The following is a 19,198-nucleotide window of genomic DNA, read 5'->3' as shown; positions in this document are numbered from 1 at the left end:
CACGAACGTCGCCCGGCGTTCGTGGCTCTTGCCAAGACTTCCGCCTCTACATGACAATGCGATTCATTATCAAATATGAATCCTTACTGTCATGCCCGCCGACGACTTATCCCTGCGCTGCGCCGTCACCGACCTCTACACCCATCACCATGGCTGGCTGCAGGGCTGGTTGCGCCAGCGCCTGGGCAACGCCTTCGATGCCGCCGACCTGGCCCAGGACACCTTCGTGCGAGTGCTCAAGGCGCGCAACGCAGTGGAGATCCGTGAGCCGCGGCCCTACCTGTCGCGCATTGCCCGGGGCCTGCTGATCGATCTGTTTCGCCGGCGTTCCCTGGAGCAGGCCTACCTCGAAGCCCTGGCCCTGGTACCCGAGGGTGAGCACCCGTCGCCGGAGGAGCAGAGCGTGCTGTTCCAGGCGCTGATGGAAATCGACCGGCTGCTGGATGGCCTGGGGCCCAAGGTGAAACAGGCTTTCCTGCTGTCCCAGTGCGACGGCCTGACCTACGAGCAGATCGCCGAGCGCCTGCAGATTTCCGTGCGCAGCGTGAGCAACTACATGGCCAAGGCCATGGAGCATTGCTGCCTGATGCAGATGCGGATGCAGCTGTCATGAGTTTCGCCGGCCTGCAACTGAGCGTCGGCGAGCGCCAGGCCATCAGCGGCGCGGCACGCTGGTACGCGCAATTGCGCTCCGGCAGCGCCAGCGAGCAGGAGCAGGCCGCCTGGCGCGAATGGCTGGCCGCCGACCCCTTGCACCGCCAGGCGTGGGAACGCATGCAGCAACTGGGCGAGCAGATGTCGGCGCTGCCCGGCGGCCTGGCCGGTTCCACCTTGCGCGGGGCAGGGCGCTCGCGCCGCGAGCTGATGCGCAACCTGGTGGTGCTGGCCTCGGCCGGTTCCCTGGGCTGGCTGGGCTGGCGCAGCGACAGCGCCCAGCAACTGCTGGCGGACTACCGGACCCAGGTCGGCGAGCGCCGGCAAGTGCGCCTGGCGGACGGCACTTCGCTGCTGCTCAATACCAACACCTCGATCAACGTGCAGTTCGACAGCCAGCAACGCAAGGTGCAGCTGTTGTGGGGCGAGATGCTGGTCAGCACCGCTGCCGATCCCTTGCAGCGGCCGTTCCGGGTCTTCACCCGGGACGCCGAGGTGCTGGCCCTGGGCACTCGCTTCGTGCTGCGCAGCGATGAGCGTGAGGAGCAGGTGGCGGTGCTGGAGCACGCGGTGCAGGTCAGCCTGGGCGCAGGCCTTGCGCCGCGTCGGGTCGAGGCCGGCCAGCAACTGGCGTTCAGCGCCGGGGGCTTTGCCGCGCTGCGGCCCAACGATGCCGCGGTGGGTGCCTGGCGCCAGGGCAGCATCATCGCCATCGACCGGCCCCTGGGGGAGTTGCTGGCCGACCTGTCGCGCTACCGCCGCGGGGTTGTGCAGTGCGATCCGCAGATTGCCGGGCTGAAGATCTCCGGGGCCTTCCCCATCGATGACACCGACCGCGCCCTGGCGGCGCTGGAAAGCGGTTTCTCCCTGCAGATCAAGCGCTACACCCGCTACTGGGTACGGGTTTGCGATAGCCGCGTGGGTTGAATCCGCGGGGCGAAAAAAAATTCAAGGGTCTTTGCATGTTTGCCCCTCCTGGTCCGGCTTATCCCCCAGTGGATTCATTTTCGTTAGCGGGGAAGGCAAAGCATGTCTGATGTTCACAAGTCGAAGTTGGCCCAGGCGATCAAGGTCGGGCTCTGGGGCGCACTGGCGGTCTACGGGGCGGTACTGCTGCCGTTGACCGCAGTGGCGGCCAGCGAACAGACCGCGGTGCGCCGCTTCGATATTGCCGCCGGTGACCTGACCGAGGTGCTGAGCCGTTACGCCAGCGCTGCCGGCGCGGCAATTTCCTTCGATGCCCGGCAGACCGCCGGCCTGCGTTCGGCGGGGCTCAAGGGTGAATACGGGGTACAGGAAGGCTTTGCGCGGATTCTCGCCGGCAGCGGCTGGCAGGCCGAGCCACAGAGCAACGGCAGCTTCGTGCTGCGCCCCGTGCCCCAGGGCAGCGGCGCTCTGGAGCTGGGCACCACCCAGGTGCAGGGCCAGGAGCTGGGGGCCACCACCGAGTATTCCGGTTCCTACACCACCGGCGCGGTCACCATCGGCAAGGGCCAGCACTCGCTCAAGGAAACCCCGCAGTCGGTGACCGTGATCACTCGCAAGATGCTCGATGACCAGAACCTCAACACCATTGACCAGGTGATGGAGAAGACCCCGGGCATCACCCTTTACGACTCGCCCATGGGCGGCAAGTATTTCTACTCCCGGGGCTTTCGCATGACCGGCCAGTACCAGTACGACGGCGTGCCCCTGGACATGGGTAGCAGCTACGTACAGGCCGACAGCTTCAGCAGCGACATGGCCTTCTATGACCGGGTGGAGATCCTGCGCGGCGCTGCCGGCATGCTCAAGGGCGCGGGCGGCACTGCCGGCTCGGTGAACTTCGTGCGCAAGCGCGGCCAGGCCACGCCGCACACCGAACTGACGATGTCCGCCGGCAGCTGGGACAACTACCGGGCCCAGGTGGACACCGGCGGGCCGTTGAACGATGCCGGTACCGTCCGCGGCCGGGCGGTGGTGACCCAGCAGACCCGGCAGTACTTCTACGACCTGGGCGATCGCAAGGACCAGGTCTACTACGGCGCCCTGGATTTCGACCTCAGCGACGCCACCACCCTGGGCCTGGGCATGGCCTATGAAGACGTCGACTCGCGCCCGTGCTGGGGCGGCCTGCCGCGCTACAGCGACGGCAGCGACCTCAAGCTGGGCCGTTCCACCTGCCTGAACACCGCCTGGAACAACTCGCGCAGCAAGCGCGCGACCTATTTCGCCGACCTGCGCCAGCAACTCAACGACGACTGGGCGCTGAAGGTGGCCGGGGTCTACACCCGCAATACCCAGGATATCGAGTACGCCTTCCCCAGCGGTTCGGTGCCGGTGGGGGCCAGCCGTTCCAGCACCCTGATGCTGGGCAGCATCTACGACTACGACCAGGTGGACTACGGCTTCGATGCCTATGTCGACGGGCACTTCCAGGCCTTTGGCCAGGAGCACGAGCTGACCTTCGGCGCCAACGCCAGCCGCTCGATCAAGGACGACTTCTACGCCGTGGCCGGCTTGCCCCAGCGGCAGAACGTGCTGGACCCCGATCACCACCTGCCCAAGCCCGACGACAGCTACTACGAAAGCAACTCCACCCGGGGCGGCCCCACTGATCTGCGGATCCAGCAGCAAGGGTTGTATTCCACTGTGCGCCTGAAGCTCGCCGACCCGCTGACCCTGGTCATGGGCAGCCGGGTCAGTTGGTACAAGTCGCAGAACGATTCGGTGGCCTACTGGCGCGATACGCGCACGCCCAGCAGTGCCCGATCCAAGGAAACCGGCGAGGTCACGCCGTTCGCCGGGGTGCTGTACGACCTCAACGACAACCTCACGGCCTACGCCAGCTACTCCAGCATCTTCACCCCCCAGGGCAGCTATCGGACCCTGGACGGCGCCTCCCTCAAGCCGCTGGTGGGCAAGAGCTACGAGCTGGGGATCAAGGGCGAGTGGTTCGATGGCCGCCTCAACAGCGCCTTCAGCCTGTTCCGCACCATCCAGCAGGACGCGCAGCAGGACGACCCGGCCTGCCCGGACAGCACCTGCTCGCTGAACTCGGGCAAGGTCCGCGCCCAGGGCTTTGAAGCGGAGCTCAGCGGTGAGGTGATCGAACGCCTGCAAGTACTGGCCGGCTACACCTACACCCAGACCAAGACCCTGGAGGATGCCAACAGCGCCAACAACGGCTTGCCGTTCACCACCTACGTGCCGCGCCACCTGCTGCGGGTCTGGGGCGACTACCAGCTGGGCGGTGCCCTGGAGCGCTTCACCGTGGGGGCCGGGGTCAACGCCCAGAGTGACAACTACCGAGTCTCGCCCACCAGCGGCAACCACATCCGCCAGGCCGGCTATGCGATCTGGAACGGCCGCATCGGTTACCGCATCGACGACACCTGGTCCCTGGCGCTGAACGGCAACAACCTGCTGGACAAGCGCTACTACACCACCATCGGCACCGAAGGCTTCGGCAATTTCTACGGTGACCCGCGCAACCTCACCCTGTCGGTCAAGGCCGACTTCTAAGGCCCGGTGGCGGTCGCGCAGGCCTTCTGCACGGCCGCTTCAGGCTTTGGGAGCCCGGCGTCGAGCAAGGCCATGAAACGCTGCAGCTGTGGCGAAGGGTTGTCCCGGTGCCAGTTCATGTACAGCCCGATGCTTGGCCCGGGCTGCGTGCCCATGGCCCGCAGCGGGCGGTAGGCGACGCTGCCCTGCAGCACCGCATCGGCCATCGAGCGGGGCACCAGGGCCACGCCGAAACCGCAGCCCACCAGGCCCAGCTGGGTCTGGACCCGGGCCACTTCCTGGACCACCTTCGGGGTGAACCCGGCCGCGCTGCACAGCGCCATCAACTGGTTGTGGTAGCCGCTGCCCAGGGCCTGGGGTGTGAACACGAAGTCGTCGTTGGCCAGCTCCCGCAGGTCCACCTCTGGCGCCTGGGCCTGGGGGTGGTCGTGGGGCAGGGCGATGACGATCGGCTCATCGAGGATCAGGCGCGAGGCTATCTGCCCTTCGGGCAGCGGCAGCTCACGCATGAACGCCAGGTCGATGTCGCCGCCGAGCAGGCCCTTGAGCTGCTCGGCCGAAGGCAGTTCCCGCAGTTCCAGGCGCACCTCGGGCAAGGCCTGGCGAAAGCCCCGCAGGCTGGCGAGCAAGCTCGGGTAGCCGGCCAGTGACAGGCTACTGACGCGCAGGCTGCCGGCCAGGCCCTGGGCAATATGGCGCGCCTGCTCGATGCCCTGTTCCAGGGTAGCCAGGGTGCGCCGGGCGCTGTGCAGAAAATCCGCCCCGGCCGGGGTCAGGGCCACGCCTCGACGATTGCGCCGCAGGAGGCTGAAACCGAGTTTTTCCTCCAGGCGGGCGATGGCCTGGCTCAGGGGCGGCTGGGCCATGTGCAGGCGCGTGGCGGCTTTGTGAAAGTGCAGTTCTTCGGCGACGGCGATGAACTGGCGCAACAGGCGCGTTTCGATCATGGCGATGCTTCCTGGCTGGGGGCTGTGGGACTGTAAACCCCAAGGCTCATGGTTTCACAGTGAATTCATTGATATCAAAAACCTCTCACAGAACCTGGAATTTAGTATTAAGTCACTGATTTTCATGCTGTTACCCTGGAATTCACACAGGAGGGAAGAGCATGGATTTCAGCGGCAGAACGGCGATTGTCACCGGCGCCGGGCGCGGCCTGGGCTTGAGTTATGCACGGGCCCTGGCCCGTCGTGGTGCCCAGGTGGTGATCAGCGATTGCGGGAGTGACGGCAGCGGCAGCGGGGCGGATGACAGTGTCGCCCATGATGCGGTGCAGGCCTTGCGGGCCAGCGGTGCCAGGGCGCTGGCCGACACCGCCGACCTGGGCACCGAGGCCGGTTGCCAGGGGTTGGTGCAGCGCACCCTGGAGGCCTTTGGCAGCCTGGATATCCTGATTCACAACGCCGGCTGGGTTGGCTACCAGGCGCTGGAGCAGACCGACGCCGGGTTTCTCGAGCGCATGCTGGGGATCAACCTGTATGCGCCCATCTGGCTGGCCAGGCATGCCTGGCCCCATCTGCGGCAGTCCGCCGCACCGCGGCTGCTGCTGACCACCTCCGACCGTGCGCTGTACCCGGAATATGCCCAGCCGGGGCTGCTGGCCTACTGCGCGGGCAAGATGGCCCAGGTCGGGATCATGAATGCCCTGGGCCAGGAAGGGGCGGAGCACGGGATCCGGGTCAACGCGGTGTCGCCGGTGGCCAAGACCCGCATGTGGGGCGTCAGCGAGGAGCCGCCGGAACTCAAGCCGGACTGGGTGACGCCGGGGGTGCTGTTTCTGGTCAGTGAGCAGTGCCAGGACAGCGGCTACATCCTGCGGGCCAGCAATGGCCAGTTCAGTGCCTGGCGTCCCCAGGAGGCCCCCGGTGTGGATTACCCCCGGGACCTGAAGCGGATCGCGGCGGCCACGCCGGAGCAGTTCGCCCGGCGCTGGGGGCAGATCAAGCAGCCTTTCATCGGGGCTTGAGGGAGGGGGCGGCGCTCTGCGGGGAGATCTCCCGTTCGCGGAAGTAGCGCTCCAGCACGCGCGGGTCGGCCGAGCGCTCGGCCAGGGCCACGTAGGTGTCCGGGCGCAGCAGGTAGAAGGCGTTGCGCGCCAGCCCCGCGGCGGCATGGGCCGGGCGCCAGTCGAAGGTGCGCAACGGCACCTGGTGCGCGGTGCACCAGTCGCGCAGGGCGTCACTGGTGACGCCGTAGACATGCACCTGCCAGCCCAGGTACTCCAGGCTGTCGAAGTTGTCGTGTTCACCATCGCGCACCCAGGGCAGGCGGTCGCCGCCGTGCACCGGGCCGACGCCGCCGGCGCTCAGGGGCATGCCGCGGTAGTTCAGGGTGATCTGCGACACGGTACGGAAGAGAAACTCCCGGGCGCTGTCGAAGGCGGCGATCTTCGGCAGCAGCAGGGGCGCCAGGCGGGTGCGCGCCAGGTAGGCCACCGGGCCGTCGGCGGTGGCGAAGCTGAACACCCGGTCGGTGGTGGCCACCAGGCGCCGGGCGAACTCCATGCGTTCGGTGGCGTAGGTTTCCAGCAGGCGTTCGGCACTCTTGCCGCTCAGTACCGCTGCCAGTTTCCAGGCCAGGTTGATGGCGTCGCCGATCCCGGTGTTCATGCCCTGGCCGCCGGCCGGGCTATGCACGTGGGCGGCGTCCCCGAGGAGGAACACCCGGCCGGTGCGAAACTGCTCGGCCACCCGGTGATGCACCTTGTAGGTGGAGAACCAGTTGACCTGGGCCACCTCGACCTTGAGTTGGCGCATGGCGCGCTGGCTGACATCCTCGAAGCGCAGGTTCTCCGGGTGCTCGGCACGCTCGTCGCGCACCGTGCCGATCAGCCGTGCGCGGCCGCTCTGGGCCAGGGGGAACACCGCGAGAAAGTCGGCGTCGTCCAGGTCCACGTGCAACTGGCCGTCGATGCTCGGGCCGCTGGCCTGCACATCCGCGACGTAGAACACCTGCTGGTAGGTGCCGCCGGGAAAGCTGGTGCCCAGGGTCTTGCGCACCGTGGAGCGGGCGCCGTCGCAGCCGGCCAGGTAGAAGGCCTGGCAGTGTTCTTCGCGCCCGTCGGGGCCGCGCAGGCGGGCGTTGATCAGGTGGCCGTGGTCGGTGAAGGCCAGCAGCTCGGTGTTGCGTTCGACCTCCACCCCCTGCAGCGCCAGGCGTTCGATCAGCAGTTGCTCGTGTTCGTCCTGAGGAAAGATCTGCAGGAAGGGGTAGGGCGTCAGGTCTTCGCCGATGGCGTTGAACGGCAGGTGGGCGGCGCGCTCGCCCTTGACCCAGAGGTTCACCGCCGGCACATGGTGGCCGCGCTCGACGATGGCCCGGGTCAGGTCCAGCTGGCGGTACAGCTCAAGGGTTCGCGCCTGCACCGCCAGGGCCCGGGAGGTAGTGCCCGGGCCCGGGGTCTTGTCGATGATCCGCACCTTGACCCCCTGCCGGCGCAGCCAGAGCGCCAGGACCAGGCCGGTGGGGCCGGCGCCGATGATCAGTACGTCGCTGCAATTCATGGGCTTGCCCTCGGTAGACGATCAAGGTCATGCAGGCGGCTGCCGCCGGGCTCAGCGCTGGGCGAAGGCCAGGTTCAGGCCGAGCCCGGCGAAGCTTGCGGCAAAACTGCGGCGCAGCCAGTTCTGCACCTGGGGCGATTCGATCACCGCGGTGCGGAACAGGTTGGCCAGCAGGCCATAGAGCACGAACACGAAGAAGGTCATGGCCATGAACACGCCGCTCAGGAGCAGCATCTGCGGGATCGGGTCGCTGCCGTCATGGGCGATGAACTGGGGCAGGAAGGCCAGGAAGAAGAGGGTCAGCTTGGGGTTGAGGATATTCAGCAGGCAGGCCTTGAGCATCAGCGCGCCGGGGCCATGGCTGACGGCGTTGCTGTCCACGGCGAAGGCCGAGCGGTCGCGCCAGGTGGCGTAGGCCAGGTACAGCAGGTAGGCGACGCCGGCGAACTTCAGGCCCTGGAAGGCCAGGGCGCTGGAGTGCAGGATGGCCGACAGGCCGAGGATCGAGGCCAGCAGGTGCGGGACAATCCCGGCGGTGCAGCCGATGGCGGTGAACAGGCTGGCGCGCTTGCCGGCCACCAGGGCGGTGGAAATGGTCAGGATCACGCCGCTGCCGGGAATCAGCACGACGATCAGGCTGGTGATCAGGAAATCCAGGGTCAACATCCGGGCATCACTCCATTGAGGGCAGGCGCGGGGTCAGGGCTGGGCGCCACACCGAGGTCGGGGGTCATCAAAATACACCCAGCCACACCGCCAATAGAAGGATTCTAGCCTGTAGCCGCTGCTGAGCCCGCGAAGCTGCGCAAAGGTCCGCAGGACCTTGCCTGGCGATCTCCCGCCGATCGCGCAGAGGCCTCAGGGTCGCGGCGTCTGCTACGCAGCCTGCGGCAGCGGCTACGAGGGCCGCGGCGGGAACAGCGCTCGCATTCCTTGGTCGAACGCCCCAGCCGCTGCTTTACTTGCACGGCCCTCGCCCAGCCATCTCGCGGAGCCCCATGATTTCCTCTCGTCTTCTCAGTTGCTTCCTGGGCCTGTCGCTGCTGGCCGGTTGCGCCAGCCAGCGCGGCCCCCAGGCACCAACACTGACCCCCGAACAGACCCAGGCCCGGATCCTGCGCCTGCTGCCGGCCCAGGTGGCGGACCGCCCGGGCTGGGCCCGGGACATCCAGGTGGCCTTCAGCGCCCAGGGCCTGGAACCGAGCCAGAGCAACCTGTGCGCGGTGCTGGCGGTGACCGAGCAGGAATCCACCTTTCAGGTCGACCCGATGGTGCCGGGCCTGGGGCGCATCGCCCGGCAAGAGATCGACCGCCGCGCGGCCAAGGTGCATGTGCCGGCCCTGCTGGTCAGCGCCGCCCTGCAAGTGCGCGGCGCGGACGGCCAGTCCTACAGCCAGCGCCTGGCCAGTGCCCGCAGCGAGAAGGAATTGAGTGCGATCTTCGATGACTTCATCGGCATGGTGCCCCTGGGCAAGACCCTGTTCGGCGGCTTCAACCCGGTGCACACCGGTGGGCCGATGCAGGTCAGCATCGAGTTCGCCCAGCAGCATGCCCAGGGCTATCCCTACCCGGTGCAGGACTCCATCCGTCATGAGGTCTTCAGCCGCCGCGGCGGCCTGTATTTCGGCATCGCCCACCTGTTGGGCTACCCGGTGGACTACCCGCAGCCGTTGTACCGCTTCGCCGATTTCAACGCCGGCTGGTACGCCAGCCGCAACGCGGCGTTCCAGAGCGCGGTGAGCCGTGCCAGCGGGATCAGGCTGGCGCTGGATGGCGATCTGATCCGCTACGGCTCGGTCATGCCCGGCAGCACCGAACTGGCGGTGCGCACCCTGGGCAAGCAGCTGGGGCTGCGTAACCCGCAGATCCGCGCCCAGCTGGAGAAGGGCGACCGCCAGGACTTCGAAGAAACCGAGCTGTACCGTCAGGTGTTCGCCCTGGCCGATCGCACGGCGGGCAAGCCCGTACCGCGCCAGCAACTGCCCGGTATCGAACTCAAGAGCCCGAAGATCACCCGCCAGCTGACCACTGCCTGGTTCGCCAAACGGGTGGACGAACGCTACCAGCGCTGCCTGCAACGCCCGCTGTAGGAGCTGGCTTGCCAGCGAAGGCGTTTGCCAGGGCGGTGCAGGGCCTCTTCGCCGGCAAGCCTGCTTCCACAGGGGGGCACTGTTGTGCGGGGCGCAGGTGCTTGCTTGTCAGGCCCGGGGGCGGAGTGGCAGGATGCGCCATGAATTTTTTCCGGCTCGTCTCCCGCCCTCATCACCATCGACCTCATCTCCGGGGCCGTGGTCGCTTGTGCGCGTCGAGCCGTCAGTCATCGAGCAATCGCGATCACTGACCTTCGATGAAAAAAACCAAGGCGCCCCACAAGGCGCCTTTTTATTGCCTGTCAAAAAACCAGAGGAATGACCCATGACCATGTTACGTGGCACTCGAATGATCACCGGCGAACAAGCCGCCACCCTGCGCACCCTGGAAGGACGCTTCCGGAGCTGGCTTCATCGAAGCGGGCGCTGAAGAAGTCATTGTCCCGGCGCTGTGGGGCCAGGACACCTTTATCGAGAAGGCCGGCGGCAGCGAAGTCATCGGCCAGATGTGGGCCTTCAACGACAAGGCCGGGCGGCCTTGCTGCCTGATCCCGGAAGCCACCGCGCTGTTCCAGGAAACCGCCGGCGAGCTGCTGGCGGGGCGCGAGCAGGCGGCCTTCTTCTACGTTGCCCGCTGCTATCGCTACGAGCGGCCGCAAGCCGGGCGCTACCGCGAGTTCACCCAGTTGGGCCTGGAGATTCTCGGCCCCGATCCGCAGCGCGCCCTGGAGCAGGCGCGGGCACTGTGCGTGGGCTTTCTCGACGCCTTGGGCCTGGAATACCAGCTCAACCTCGGGGTCAAGCGCGGCCTGACCTACTACCTCAATGGCGAGGGTTTCGAAGTGCGCTGCCCGCGCCTGGGGGCGCAGCAGCAAGTGGTGGGGGCAGGCGCCTATCGCCAGGGAGCCGGCTTCGGCATTGGCCTGGAGCGCCTGCAACTGGCGCTGCAAGCCTGACCGCCTGCGTGCGGTAGGGACTGGCTTGCCAGCGAAGGCGTTCGCCAGGGCGGTGCAAGGCTTGCGGGCCTCTTCGCCGGCAAGCCGGCTCCTACGGGTGGGGTCAGGGGCGCCGGCGTACGAATTTGCGCCACAGCCAGACCCACAGCAGCACCAGGGGGAAGGCCAGGATCACGAAGGGCAGCACATAGCTGCCTTTCTCCAGGGCCTCGGCGGTGCCGTCGGCCAGGTTGTCCAGCAGGTTGCTGAAGGCGCGCTTGAGGCTGGATTCGCGCTGGACGCCGTCGCTGGGCAGGAACTTCAGGGTCAAGAGGTTGGTGTCCAGGCGGCGTTGCTGGCCGGCGGCGGTCTGGGCCAGGGCCTGCAGGTCATTCTCGATGCCGGCCTGTTCCCGGCTCAGGGCAATCAGGTCGCTGACGCTGATGTCCTTGCGCGCCGCCAGTTCGTCCAGGCGCTGCTGTTGGGCCTTGAGTCGCTGCTGCTGGCGCTGCACATCGGCCACGGCATCGGCCAGGTCTTCGGCGCTGGTGATGCGCTCGCCCAGTTCCGCGCCCTGGGAGGCCTGCTGGACGATGGGCTCCACACCGTCCGGGACTATTCGCAGCGTCACCTGGGCGCGGTACTTGCCCTGTTCCAGGCGCAGGATATTGCACGGGCCGAACTGGGCCTTCTCGCAGGCTTCGCGGGTTTGCGCCAGGCGCGGACCGATCTGCGCGGCTGGCAGCGACAGGCTCAGCTCATGCTCATAGGCCAATTGCGCGCCGGCCTTGCCCTGGGCCCCGCCCAAGGCCACGGCGCTGCTGTTGTGGTCGCCGGGAGAGCAGGCGCTGAGGGCCAGGGCGCCGAACAGGGCCAGGGCCAGTCGACGGAATTTCGCAGGGTGATCGTCCTGATGCTGCATGGGGGCTCCTTGAGGGATGAATCGGCGACAGGGTCGCAGGTGCGTATCTTACCGTCGTTCGGGGAAAGACCACGATCCCGGCTTGGCTTATCGACGACAATTTTCCTGGCTGATGCTGATAGGCGCGGCGCGGGTTCAGGACTACACCTGTGGCAGCCCGGGACGACGGTGTTTCGGCGCAGATCAAGGAGTGCGTCATGCGCGAGTCGGCTATCCCCCCAGGCTTTGCCCCCTTGCCCCGCAGCAGCCCGCTGCTGGAACTGGTCGGCCCGGTCTACGGCTGCGGCAGTGGCAGCGAACTGCGCGTCGGCCTGCGGGCCGATGCCCGGCACGCCAACGGCCGGGGCACGGTGCATGGCGGCATCATCGCCACCCTGGCGGACATCGGCATGGGCTACGCCATGGCGTTTTCCAGCGATCCGCCCTTGCCGTTGATCACCGCCAGCATGACCCTCGACTACCTGGGGGCGGTGCAGGTCGGGGAATGGATCGAGGTGCACCTGGAGCATGCCAAGCGTGGCCGGCAGATGGCCTTTGCCACCGTGGTGCTGCGGGTCGGCGAACGGGAAGTGGCCCGGGCCAGCGGCGTCTTCGCCGTCCCAACCGCAGCCCTGTAGCCGCTGCTGAGCCCGCGAAGCTGCGCAAAGGTCCGCAGGACCTTGCCTGGCAATCGCCAGCCGAACCTCTATCGATCTTGAAAACCCTGCGTCCCTACGGGCCGTGCGCAGCCTGCGGCAGCGGCTACACAAATCCCGGATCGGCATTGGCCCTGTAGCCGCTGCTGAGCCTGCGAAGCTGCGCAAAGGTCCGCAGGACCTTGCTTGGCAATCGCCAGCCAAACCTCTATCGATCTTGAAAACCCTGCGTCCCTGCGGGCCGTTCGCAGCCTGCGCCAGCGGCTACAGCTGTTTCCAATCCAGGCCGAAACGCGCCAGGTATTTGCGCAGGCGGTCGGCGTCGTTGGGGTTGGCCTTGCCCAGGCGTGACACGCCGAACAGCCGGCGCCCCGCCTCCGACAGGCTGTCGGCGCGGCGGCACTCGGCAATCACTGCCTTGAGTTGCAGGCGGTCGAACAGGTCCAGCTCCACATCGTCGCCCAGCAGTTTCTGCAGTTCGTCCTCTTGGTTCTCCAGCCCCCAGGCGTGGCGCAGGCGCTGGATCTCTTCCTCGGCCTGGGCCTGGTCGATGCGCCCGCTGTCGGCCAGGGTGGCCATGCGGGTGATGGACGCCGACAGCTCGCGGAAGTTGCCCAGCCACGCCGCTTCGCTGGAGCTGGCAAAGGCCAGGTAGTGTCGCCGCGCTTCAAGGTTGAAGCGCACCAGCTGCCCTTGTTCCCGGGCGTGACGCTCCAGCTCGAAATCGATGTTCGGTTCGATGTCTTCGCGGCGCCCCGCCAGCCCCGGCAGGTTGAAGGTCCAGAGGTTGATCCGCGCATACAGGTCCTCGCGGAACAGGCCCTGGGCCACCCGGCCACGCAGGTCGCGGTGGGTGCCGGCGATGATCAGGAAATCGCTCTGCACCTCCTGGTCCGAACCCATGGGAAAGAAGCGCTTCTCCTCGATGGCCTTGAGCAGCATGGCCTGTTCGTCCAGCCCCAGTTCACCGATCTCGTCGAGAAACAGCATGCCGCCATCCGCGGCCCGCAGCAGGCCTTCGCGGGCATTCTGGGCGCCGGTGAAGGCGCCCTTGATATGGCCGAACAGTGCCGACATGGCCCCGTCCCCACGCAGGGTGGCGCAGTTGACCTCGACAAAGCGCCCCTGCACCTGGTGCCGGCCACGCTTGAGCTCATAGATGCGCCGGGCCAGGAACGACTTGCCGGCACCGGTGGGGCCGATCAGCAGCATCGGTGCCCTGGAGCGCACGGCGACCCGCTCGATCTGCTCGATGGAGCGGTTGAATGCCGGGTTGCGGGTGGCGATCCCGGACTTGAGGAAGGCCAGGCCCTCCAGGCGTTTGTGGGCAAAACGCGAGGCGATGCGGTCGTAGCGCGACAGGTCGAGGTCGATCAGGGCGTGGGTGCCGGTGGCGTGCTGGTCCGGGTCGCGGCGCCGCGCCGGTGAGGTCTGGATCAGCCGGGCAGGGAGGTAGCGCGCCTCGGTCAGCAGGAACCAGCAGATCTGCGCCACGTGGGTGCCGGTGGTGATGTGCACCAGGTAGTCCTCGCGCTCGGTGTCGAACGGGTAGGCGCTGGTGAAGTCGTGCAGGGCGCCGTACACCTCCTCGAAATCCCAGGGATTGTTCAGGCCCATGGGGTGCAGGCGCACCTCGGTTTCCGGCGACACCTGGCGCACGTCGTTGGCCACCCGTTCGGCCAGGCTGACATCCCGCGCGTCCAGGCCATGGATCAGCTCCAGGCGGTTGATCAGCACATCCTGCTGCTGGCACAGACCGACCGTGGGCCGCCAATGGCTCCAGCGGTTGGCACCCTTGCCGACGCGATCGAGGGTGGAACCGACAAAACCTATGGCGACCGTGGGCTTGTTCGACATGTTTATACCTGGAGATAAAAAACGATAAGCAAAGATATAAAATTATCGAGGCGTTTGTCTTGCCGGATACTTGATGAAAAAGTGATAAAAAATAAAAACCTTATAAATCAATGAGTTGAAAAATAATTTGTTGGAAAATCAAAACCTGGCACAGCGGCTGCAATATCTCTGGCAACGAACAAGACAACAGAGCGAGACGCCAAGATGGCCAACTTCCAGCTGTTCAACACCCAACAGGCAAAAGCGCCAGCGAGCACCACCCTGAACGCTTCCAAGGCCGGGGCCTATGCCTACAACGCCAAGCATCGCCTGGCCCAGCTGGCGGTTACCGGTTGCTTGAACTCGACCTTCTACACCTCGCCTGAAGGCCAGTTGGAAGCGGTGCTGCAACTGGTGAGCGAGCTGGACAGCCGCTTCGTCGCCCAGGCCGCCCGTTACGCTCGCCAGCAAGGCCATATGAAGGACATGCCGGCGCTGCTGCTGGCGGCACTGACCGCGCAACGCTCGGCCCTGGTGCCGGAGCTGTTCGCCCAGGTGGTGGACAACGGCAAGATGCTGCGCAACTTCGTGCAGATCCTGCGCAGCGGCGTGACCGGGCGCAAATCCCTGGGTTCGCAGCCCAAGCGCCTGGTGCAGAACTGGTTGAACAGCGCCACCGAGCGCCAGCTGTTGCAGGCCTCGATCGGCAACCAGCCGTCCCTGGCGGACGTGGTGAAGATGGTTCACCCCAAGCCAAGCGAGGCCTGGCGTGAAGCCTTCTTTGCCTGGTTGATCGGCAAGCCGGTGGATGTGCAGGCACTGCCTGAGCTGACCCGGGACCTGTTGGCGTTTCGCAGCGGAGCGACCCGGGAAGTGCCCCAGGTGCCGTTCCAGTTGCTCGGCAACGAGACACTGAGCGCCGAACAATGGGCCGGGCAGGCCCGCAACATGGGCTGGCAGGGGCTGCGCATGAACCTCAATGCCCTGGCGCGCCACGGCGCGTTCCAGGTGCCGGGTTGCACCGAGTACGTGGCGGCGCGGCTGGCGGATGCGGGGGAGGTGGCCAAGGCTCGGGTCTATCCGTACCAGTTGCTGGCGGCCTACCGCATGGCCGGTGACGAGGTGCCGCAGGCGGTCCGCGAGGCGCTGCAGGATGCCCTGGAGCTGTCCCTGGCCAACGTCCCGGCGCTGGCGGGCAACGTGGTGGTCTGCCCGGATGTCTCGGGCTCGATGCACAGCCCGGTCACTGGCTATCGCCAGGGCGCCACCACCGCGGTGCGCTGCATCGATGTGGCGGCACTGGTGGCGGCCGCGGTGTTGCGCAAGCAGCCGGCGGCGCGGGTCATGCCGTTCGAGCGTGGGGTGGTGAACATCCACCTCAACCCGCGGGACAGCGTGATGAGCAATGCGCAGAAGCTGGCGAACATCGGCGGAGGGGGGACCAACTGCTCGGCGCCCCTGGCGCAGCTGGCCAACGCCAAGAGCCGCGTGGACACGCTGATCCTGGTCTCGGACAACGAGTCGTGGATCGATGCGCGGCGCCACGGCGCCACGGAAACGATGCGCCAGTGGGAGCGGATCCGGGCCATCAACCCGCAGGCGAAGCTGGTGTGCATCGACATGCAGCCCGGGGCCACGACCCAGGCACCGGACCGCGAGGACATCCTCAACGTCGGCGGCTTCAGTGACGCGGTGTTCGATGTGATCGAGCAGTTCACTGCGGGCAATTACGGTGCGCAGCACTGGGTAAAGGCGATCGAGGCGATGTAACGCTGATCGGTAGAGGATGAAACACACCGTGCGCCGGCCAGCCGGCGCACACTACAGATTTTTTGCTCATTGGCCCTGAATGCCGCTGTGACTACATCCAAAGGCGTCTCAGCAACTCTTGTCAGGGCCGGTGACGGCACGAATGCCAGTGGCTGTACATATTGGTTAAGCCGGTTCGAATCCGGCGATCAGTCACTTCTTTTGTCGTGCCACCTTTTTTGCAGTTTTTGCGACGAATGCTGATGGAACTACATCCAAGGTTCGAGATGCGGGTTCGATTCCCGCCGGTGCCGGAAAACGGCGCCGTGGTTCAATGGTCAGAACGCGAGTGCACCGTTTCATCGACTCCTTGTCGTCGCATCTTTTCCCCCCGCCTCGGCGGGATGGCAGCGAATGCCACGGGTACTACATCGTGTCGCGGGTTCGAACCCCGCCAGCCGCAAGGCTGTAGCTCAGTCGGTAGAGCAAATGTGCCTGTTCCCTTGTCGCTGCCCGCAGGCCCGGCCTGCACCGATTGACCCGGCGAATGCCGGTGGAACTACAGGACAGCGTGGTCGCGGGTTCGAGTCCCGTTCACCGCAAGGTGCTAGCTCAGAGGCAGAGCGCGCTGCATGTTTCACCTCCACTTGTCGCCGTTTGCACCGAACACCGCAATTTCGTAGGAGCTGGCTTGCCAGCGAAGAGACCCATGAGATCGTCTTCTGCGACCCGGCTCCTGCGCACCCTATTGAACAAGGCCGAATCAGCGGCCACAGGAAAAAGAGTCAACGACATGGAACACAAGACCTACCAACTGCTGGAAGTCGCCAACGGCAAGCCGATCAAGATGTGGACCCAGGGCGTGCCGGTGGAAAACGAAGCCCGCCAGCAATTGATGAACACTGCGAAGATGCCGTTCATCTTCAAGCACCTGGCGGTGATGCCCGACGTGCACCTGGGTAAGGGTTCGACCATCGGTAGCGTGATCCCCACGGTGGGCGCGATCATCCCGGCTGCGGTCGGGGTGGATATCGGCTGCGGAATGATCGCCGCCCGTACTTCGCTGACCGCCTCCGACCTGCCGGATAACCTGGCCGGATTGCGTAGCGCCATCGAGGCGGCGGTGCCTCACGGTCGTACCTCGCCCCGTAGCGGTCGCGATAAGGGCGCCTGGGGCGACGTGCCGAATCAGGCCGACCAGGCCTGGGCTGCGCTGCACCCACGTTTCAAGGCGATCACCGATAAGTACCCGGCCCTGGCCAACAGCAACAACCGCAAGCACCTGGGAACCCTCGGCGGGGGTAACCACTTCATCGAGGTCTGCCTGGATGAGGCCAACCGGGTCTGGTTCATGCTCCACAGCGGTTCCCGTGGCGTAGGTAACGCCATCGGCAACCTGTTCATTCACCTGGCCCAGGCCGATATGCGCCAGCACATCGCCAACCTGCCGGACCGCGACCTGGCCTATTTCGAGGAAGGCAGCCAGCACTTCAACGATTACGTGGAAGCGGTGGCCTGGGCCCAGGATTTCGCCCGGCAGAACCGTGAGCTGATGATGCAACTGGTGATCCAGGCCACCCGCAAGGTGATCAGCAAGCCCTTCGAGGTGGCGCTGGAGGCAGTCAACTGCCACCACAACTACGTGCAGAAGGAGCGCCACTTCGGTGAAGAGGTGCTGGTGACCCGCAAGGGGGCGGTGTCGGCGAAGAAGGGCGAGCTGGGGATCATTCCGGGTTCGATGGGGGCCAAGAGCTTCATTGTCCGCGGATTGGGTAACGAGGAGGCGTTCTGCTCCTGCAGCCACGGCGCGGGGCGTACCATGAGCCGCACCAAGGCCAAGAACACCTTCACCCTGGCCGACCAGATCCGCGCGACCGCCCATGTGGAGTGCCGTAAGGACGAAGCGGTGATCGATGAAATCCCGATGGCCTACAAGGACATCGACCAAGTGATGCACGCCCAGCGCGAGCTGGTGGAAGTGCTGCACACCCTGCGTCAGGTGGTGTGCGTTAAGGGGTAGAACAATGGACGACATGGATGCATTGATAGCAACCCCGCCCGGCTGGCAGTACCAGCTGAGCGACTACGAAGCCCGCCGCGTGCGGGAGGTGATGGACGAGTTGGACAGGCACAGCGCCTGGCTGGAGCTGAGCCGCTTCGGCAACGGTTTCGTGCGTCAGGCCGCGGTGCGCGGGCTGGCCGCGCAGCCTTCGGCAGAGGCCCTGGTGGCTTTGCTGGAGCGCCTCAACGACTGGGTGCCCCAGGTTCGCCAGGAGGCCGCCGCGGCGGTCGAGGCCTATTGGGTGCCGGAGCATGCCGGGCTGCTGTTGCAGACCCTGGCACCGCTGCTGGCCCTGGCCGGCAAGCAGCGCGCCGACCACGGCGCGACCCTGGAGCGGGCCAGCGCCGTGTTGCAACTGGCCCAGGTGCGCGACCAGGTGCAAGGGGCCTTTGGCACTTGCCGGGGCAAGGCTGCGCGCTTTGTCTTCGAGCTGTTGCTCAAGGGCGTCGAGGACCGACCGGCGCTGCTGGCCATGGCCCTGCGCCACCCGGAGGTCAGCGTGCGGCAGATGGCGGTGGACGCCTGCGCCGAACTGCCCGATGAGCAGGCGCTGCCCTTGCTGGAAGAGGTGATGCGCAGCTGCGGCGCCAGTGTGCGGGTCAAGGCCCTGCGGCTGCTGCTGTCGCGCCTGGCCGATTGTCGCGAGTATCTGGCGCAGGCCCTGCTCGACCCTTCGGGGGCCTTGCGTTGCCTGGCTCACTGGGCCGCGCCGCGCCATGGGCTGGACCCGCGGGCAGTGCTGCTGGCCCGCTTGCAGCAGCCGGCCCCGGGCAACAAGCGCCAGTGGCTGGGGCTACTGGGGTTGGTCAGGGAGCTGCATGAGCCACAGGCCGATGCCATGGTGCGCCAGGCCCTGGCTTCGCCGGCGCTGAGCGTGCGCCTGCAGGCCCTGCAAACCCTGGGCGAACGTGGCATGGCCGAGCAACTGGCGGCCCTGGACGATGCCTCGGACAAGGTCTTCGACTGCGCCCTGGGCCTGTTGCGCCAGCAGCCGTGGGCGGTATTCGACGAGGCCCTGGAGCAGCGTCTGGACCAGCATTGGCACGATCTGCCCAAGGCGCGACGCTGGGCCATGCTGGCCCTCAAACCGGGCTGGCGTCAGTTGGAGTACCTGCTGTGGCGCCTGGGGCAGGGCGGCAGTGACGCCGCCTATTGGCGCGAGGCCCTGGCACGCTGGTGCGACAGCCGCTACGGGATGTTCGACCCGGTGACCCCCAAGCCCCTGCGCGAGGCCATGGTGCAACGCTTGCAGGCGATGGAAGCCGCCGGGGAATTACCCGTCGGTTCGGTCCAGCGGCTGTTGTGAGG

The 19,198-nt window shown here is 66.5% G+C and carries 15 protein-coding genes; 10 read left to right on the top strand and 5 right to left on the bottom strand.

Translation table 11 applies throughout. The features are described 5' to 3' along the window. The first annotated feature begins 91 nt into the window (after positions 1-91). The 3 genes from AC1RL5_RS15935 (at position 92) to AC1RL5_RS15925 (ending at position 4,158) form a co-directional block, all read left to right on the top strand. Positions 92-613 carry a sigma-70 family RNA polymerase sigma factor gene (locus tag AC1RL5_RS15935; RefSeq protein ID WP_015635079.1) on the top strand — a complete coding sequence of 174 codons (522 nt, stop codon included), beginning with the start codon at positions 92-94 and terminating at the stop codon, positions 611-613. Continuing rightward, complete coding sequence (locus tag AC1RL5_RS15930) at positions 610-1,581, top strand: FecR family protein (RefSeq protein ID WP_093410048.1); 972 nt, start codon at positions 610-612, stop codon at positions 1,579-1,581. The genes AC1RL5_RS15935 and AC1RL5_RS15930 overlap by 4 nt, the downstream gene beginning before the upstream one ends. Before the next feature lie 102 nt (positions 1,582-1,683). Continuing rightward, positions 1,684-4,158: a TonB-dependent siderophore receptor gene (locus AC1RL5_RS15925; protein WP_145712887.1), complete on the top strand. Its 2,475-nt coding sequence runs from the start codon at positions 1,684-1,686 to the stop codon at positions 4,156-4,158. On the opposite strand, the gene AC1RL5_RS15920 is transcribed toward AC1RL5_RS15925, so the two are convergent. After that, positions 4,155-5,105 (bottom strand): LysR family transcriptional regulator, encoded by a 951-nt coding sequence (locus AC1RL5_RS15920; RefSeq protein WP_492589704.1) that lies wholly within the window; start codon positions 5,103-5,105, stop codon positions 4,155-4,157. The two genes, AC1RL5_RS15925 and AC1RL5_RS15920, sit on opposite strands and share 4 nt — an antisense overlap. 161 nt (positions 5,106-5,266) lie before the next feature. Here AC1RL5_RS15920 and AC1RL5_RS15915 point away from each other — a divergent pair, with 161 nt between their 5' ends. Continuing rightward, a complete protein-coding gene (locus tag AC1RL5_RS15915; RefSeq protein WP_103407871.1) occupies positions 5,267-6,124 on the top strand; it encodes an SDR family NAD(P)-dependent oxidoreductase in 858 nt (285 codons plus the stop codon). Here the strand turns inward: AC1RL5_RS15915 and AC1RL5_RS15910 are convergent. Together AC1RL5_RS15910 and AC1RL5_RS15905 are read right to left on the bottom strand one after the other, a co-directional pair. Next, the gene (locus AC1RL5_RS15910) at positions 6,111-7,661 is read right to left on the bottom strand and encodes an FAD-dependent oxidoreductase (protein ID WP_015635083.1); all 1,551 of its coding nucleotides are present in this window, start codon (positions 7,659-7,661) and stop codon (positions 6,111-6,113) included. The genes AC1RL5_RS15915 and AC1RL5_RS15910 overlap by 14 nt on opposite strands. 51 nt (positions 7,662-7,712) lie before the next feature. Further along, a complete protein-coding gene (locus AC1RL5_RS15905; protein WP_011060595.1) occupies positions 7,713-8,327 on the bottom strand; it encodes a LysE family translocator in 615 nt (204 codons plus the stop codon). Positions 8,328-8,659: 332 nt separating this feature from the next. Here AC1RL5_RS15905 and AC1RL5_RS15900 point away from each other — a divergent pair, with 332 nt between their 5' ends. Together AC1RL5_RS15900 and AC1RL5_RS15895 are read left to right on the top strand one after the other, a co-directional pair. Then, positions 8,660-9,751 carry a DUF1615 domain-containing protein gene (locus AC1RL5_RS15900; protein ID WP_492589702.1) on the top strand — a complete coding sequence of 364 codons (1,092 nt, stop codon included), beginning with the start codon at positions 8,660-8,662 and terminating at the stop codon, positions 9,749-9,751. A gap of 413 nt (positions 9,752-10,164) precedes the next feature. Further along, positions 10,165-10,707 (top strand): ATP phosphoribosyltransferase regulatory subunit, encoded by a 543-nt coding sequence (locus tag AC1RL5_RS15895; protein ID WP_041117318.1) that lies wholly within the window; start codon positions 10,165-10,167, stop codon positions 10,705-10,707. Positions 10,708-10,810: 103 nt separating this feature from the next. Here the strand turns inward: AC1RL5_RS15895 and AC1RL5_RS15890 are convergent, their stop codons facing one another. Then, positions 10,811-11,608 carry a DUF4349 domain-containing protein gene (locus tag AC1RL5_RS15890; protein ID WP_011060598.1) on the bottom strand — a complete coding sequence of 266 codons (798 nt, stop codon included), beginning with the start codon at positions 11,606-11,608 and terminating at the stop codon, positions 10,811-10,813. Positions 11,609-11,805: 197 nt separating this feature from the next. Here AC1RL5_RS15890 and AC1RL5_RS15885 point away from each other — a divergent pair, with 197 nt between their 5' ends. Continuing rightward, on the top strand, positions 11,806-12,225 hold the full coding sequence (locus AC1RL5_RS15885; RefSeq protein WP_072451377.1) for a PaaI family thioesterase: 420 nt from the start codon (positions 11,806-11,808) through the stop codon (positions 12,223-12,225). 282 nt (positions 12,226-12,507) lie between these two features. On the opposite strand, the gene rtcR is transcribed toward AC1RL5_RS15885, so the two are convergent. Beyond that, on the bottom strand, positions 12,508-14,100 hold the full coding sequence (gene rtcR / locus AC1RL5_RS15880; RefSeq protein WP_103407873.1) for an RNA repair transcriptional activator RtcR: 1,593 nt from the start codon (positions 14,098-14,100) through the stop codon (positions 12,508-12,510). 204 nt (positions 14,101-14,304) lie between these two features. Here rtcR and AC1RL5_RS15875 point away from each other — a divergent pair, with 204 nt between their 5' ends. The 3 genes from AC1RL5_RS15875 to AC1RL5_RS15865 all read left to right on the top strand — a co-directional run bounded on the left by AC1RL5_RS15875 (position 14,305) and on the right by AC1RL5_RS15865 (position 19,196). Further along, positions 14,305-15,849, top strand: coding sequence for an RNA-binding protein (locus AC1RL5_RS15875; RefSeq protein ID WP_103407874.1), 1,545 nt, complete (start codon positions 14,305-14,307; stop codon positions 15,847-15,849). Between the two features lie 772 nt (positions 15,850-16,621). Next, positions 16,622-17,848: an RtcB family protein gene (locus AC1RL5_RS15870; RefSeq protein ID WP_011060602.1), complete on the top strand. Its 1,227-nt coding sequence runs from the start codon at positions 16,622-16,624 to the stop codon at positions 17,846-17,848. A gap of 4 nt (positions 17,849-17,852) precedes the next feature. Then, a complete protein-coding gene (locus AC1RL5_RS15865) occupies positions 17,853-19,196 on the top strand; it encodes a PBS lyase (RefSeq protein WP_492589700.1) in 1,344 nt (447 codons plus the stop codon). Positions 19,197-19,198 lie beyond the last annotated feature (2 nt).

Source organism: Pseudomonas sp. GW822-FHT06D10 (assembly GCF_058799535.1).
Note: the sequence above shows the minus strand (reverse complement) of the source record. Positions and strands in the feature narration are given on the sequence as shown.

Excerpts from the sequence above, each read along its gene's own strand:
- AC1RL5_RS15865 (WP_492589700.1), top strand. The coding sequence starts at position 17,853 with ATGGACGACATGGATGCATTGATAGCAACCCCGCCCGGCTGGCAGTAC.
- AC1RL5_RS15920 (WP_492589704.1), bottom strand. The coding sequence starts at position 5,105 with ATGATCGAAACGCGCCTGTTGCGCCAGTTCATCGCCGTCGCCGAAGAA.
- AC1RL5_RS15885 (WP_072451377.1), top strand. The coding sequence starts at position 11,806 with ATGCGCGAGTCGGCTATCCCCCCAGGCTTTGCCCCCTTGCCCCGCAGC.
- AC1RL5_RS15910 (WP_015635083.1), bottom strand. The coding sequence starts at position 7,661 with ATGAATTGCAGCGACGTACTGATCATCGGCGCCGGCCCCACCGGCCTG.
- AC1RL5_RS15905 (WP_011060595.1), bottom strand. The coding sequence starts at position 8,327 with ATGTTGACCCTGGATTTCCTGATCACCAGCCTGATCGTCGTGCTGATT.
- AC1RL5_RS15915 (WP_103407871.1), top strand. The coding sequence starts at position 5,267 with ATGGATTTCAGCGGCAGAACGGCGATTGTCACCGGCGCCGGGCGCGGC.
- AC1RL5_RS15875 (WP_103407874.1), top strand. The coding sequence starts at position 14,305 with ATGGCCAACTTCCAGCTGTTCAACACCCAACAGGCAAAAGCGCCAGCG.
- AC1RL5_RS15870 (WP_011060602.1), top strand. The coding sequence starts at position 16,622 with ATGGAACACAAGACCTACCAACTGCTGGAAGTCGCCAACGGCAAGCCG.
- AC1RL5_RS15935 (WP_015635079.1), top strand. The coding sequence starts at position 92 with ATGCCCGCCGACGACTTATCCCTGCGCTGCGCCGTCACCGACCTCTAC.
- AC1RL5_RS15930 (WP_093410048.1), top strand. The coding sequence starts at position 610 with ATGAGTTTCGCCGGCCTGCAACTGAGCGTCGGCGAGCGCCAGGCCATC.
- AC1RL5_RS15900 (WP_492589702.1), top strand. The coding sequence starts at position 8,660 with ATGATTTCCTCTCGTCTTCTCAGTTGCTTCCTGGGCCTGTCGCTGCTG.
- rtcR (WP_103407873.1), bottom strand. The coding sequence starts at position 14,100 with ATGTCGAACAAGCCCACGGTCGCCATAGGTTTTGTCGGTTCCACCCTC.
- AC1RL5_RS15890 (WP_011060598.1), bottom strand. The coding sequence starts at position 11,608 with ATGCAGCATCAGGACGATCACCCTGCGAAATTCCGTCGACTGGCCCTG.
- AC1RL5_RS15925 (WP_145712887.1), top strand. The coding sequence starts at position 1,684 with ATGTCTGATGTTCACAAGTCGAAGTTGGCCCAGGCGATCAAGGTCGGG.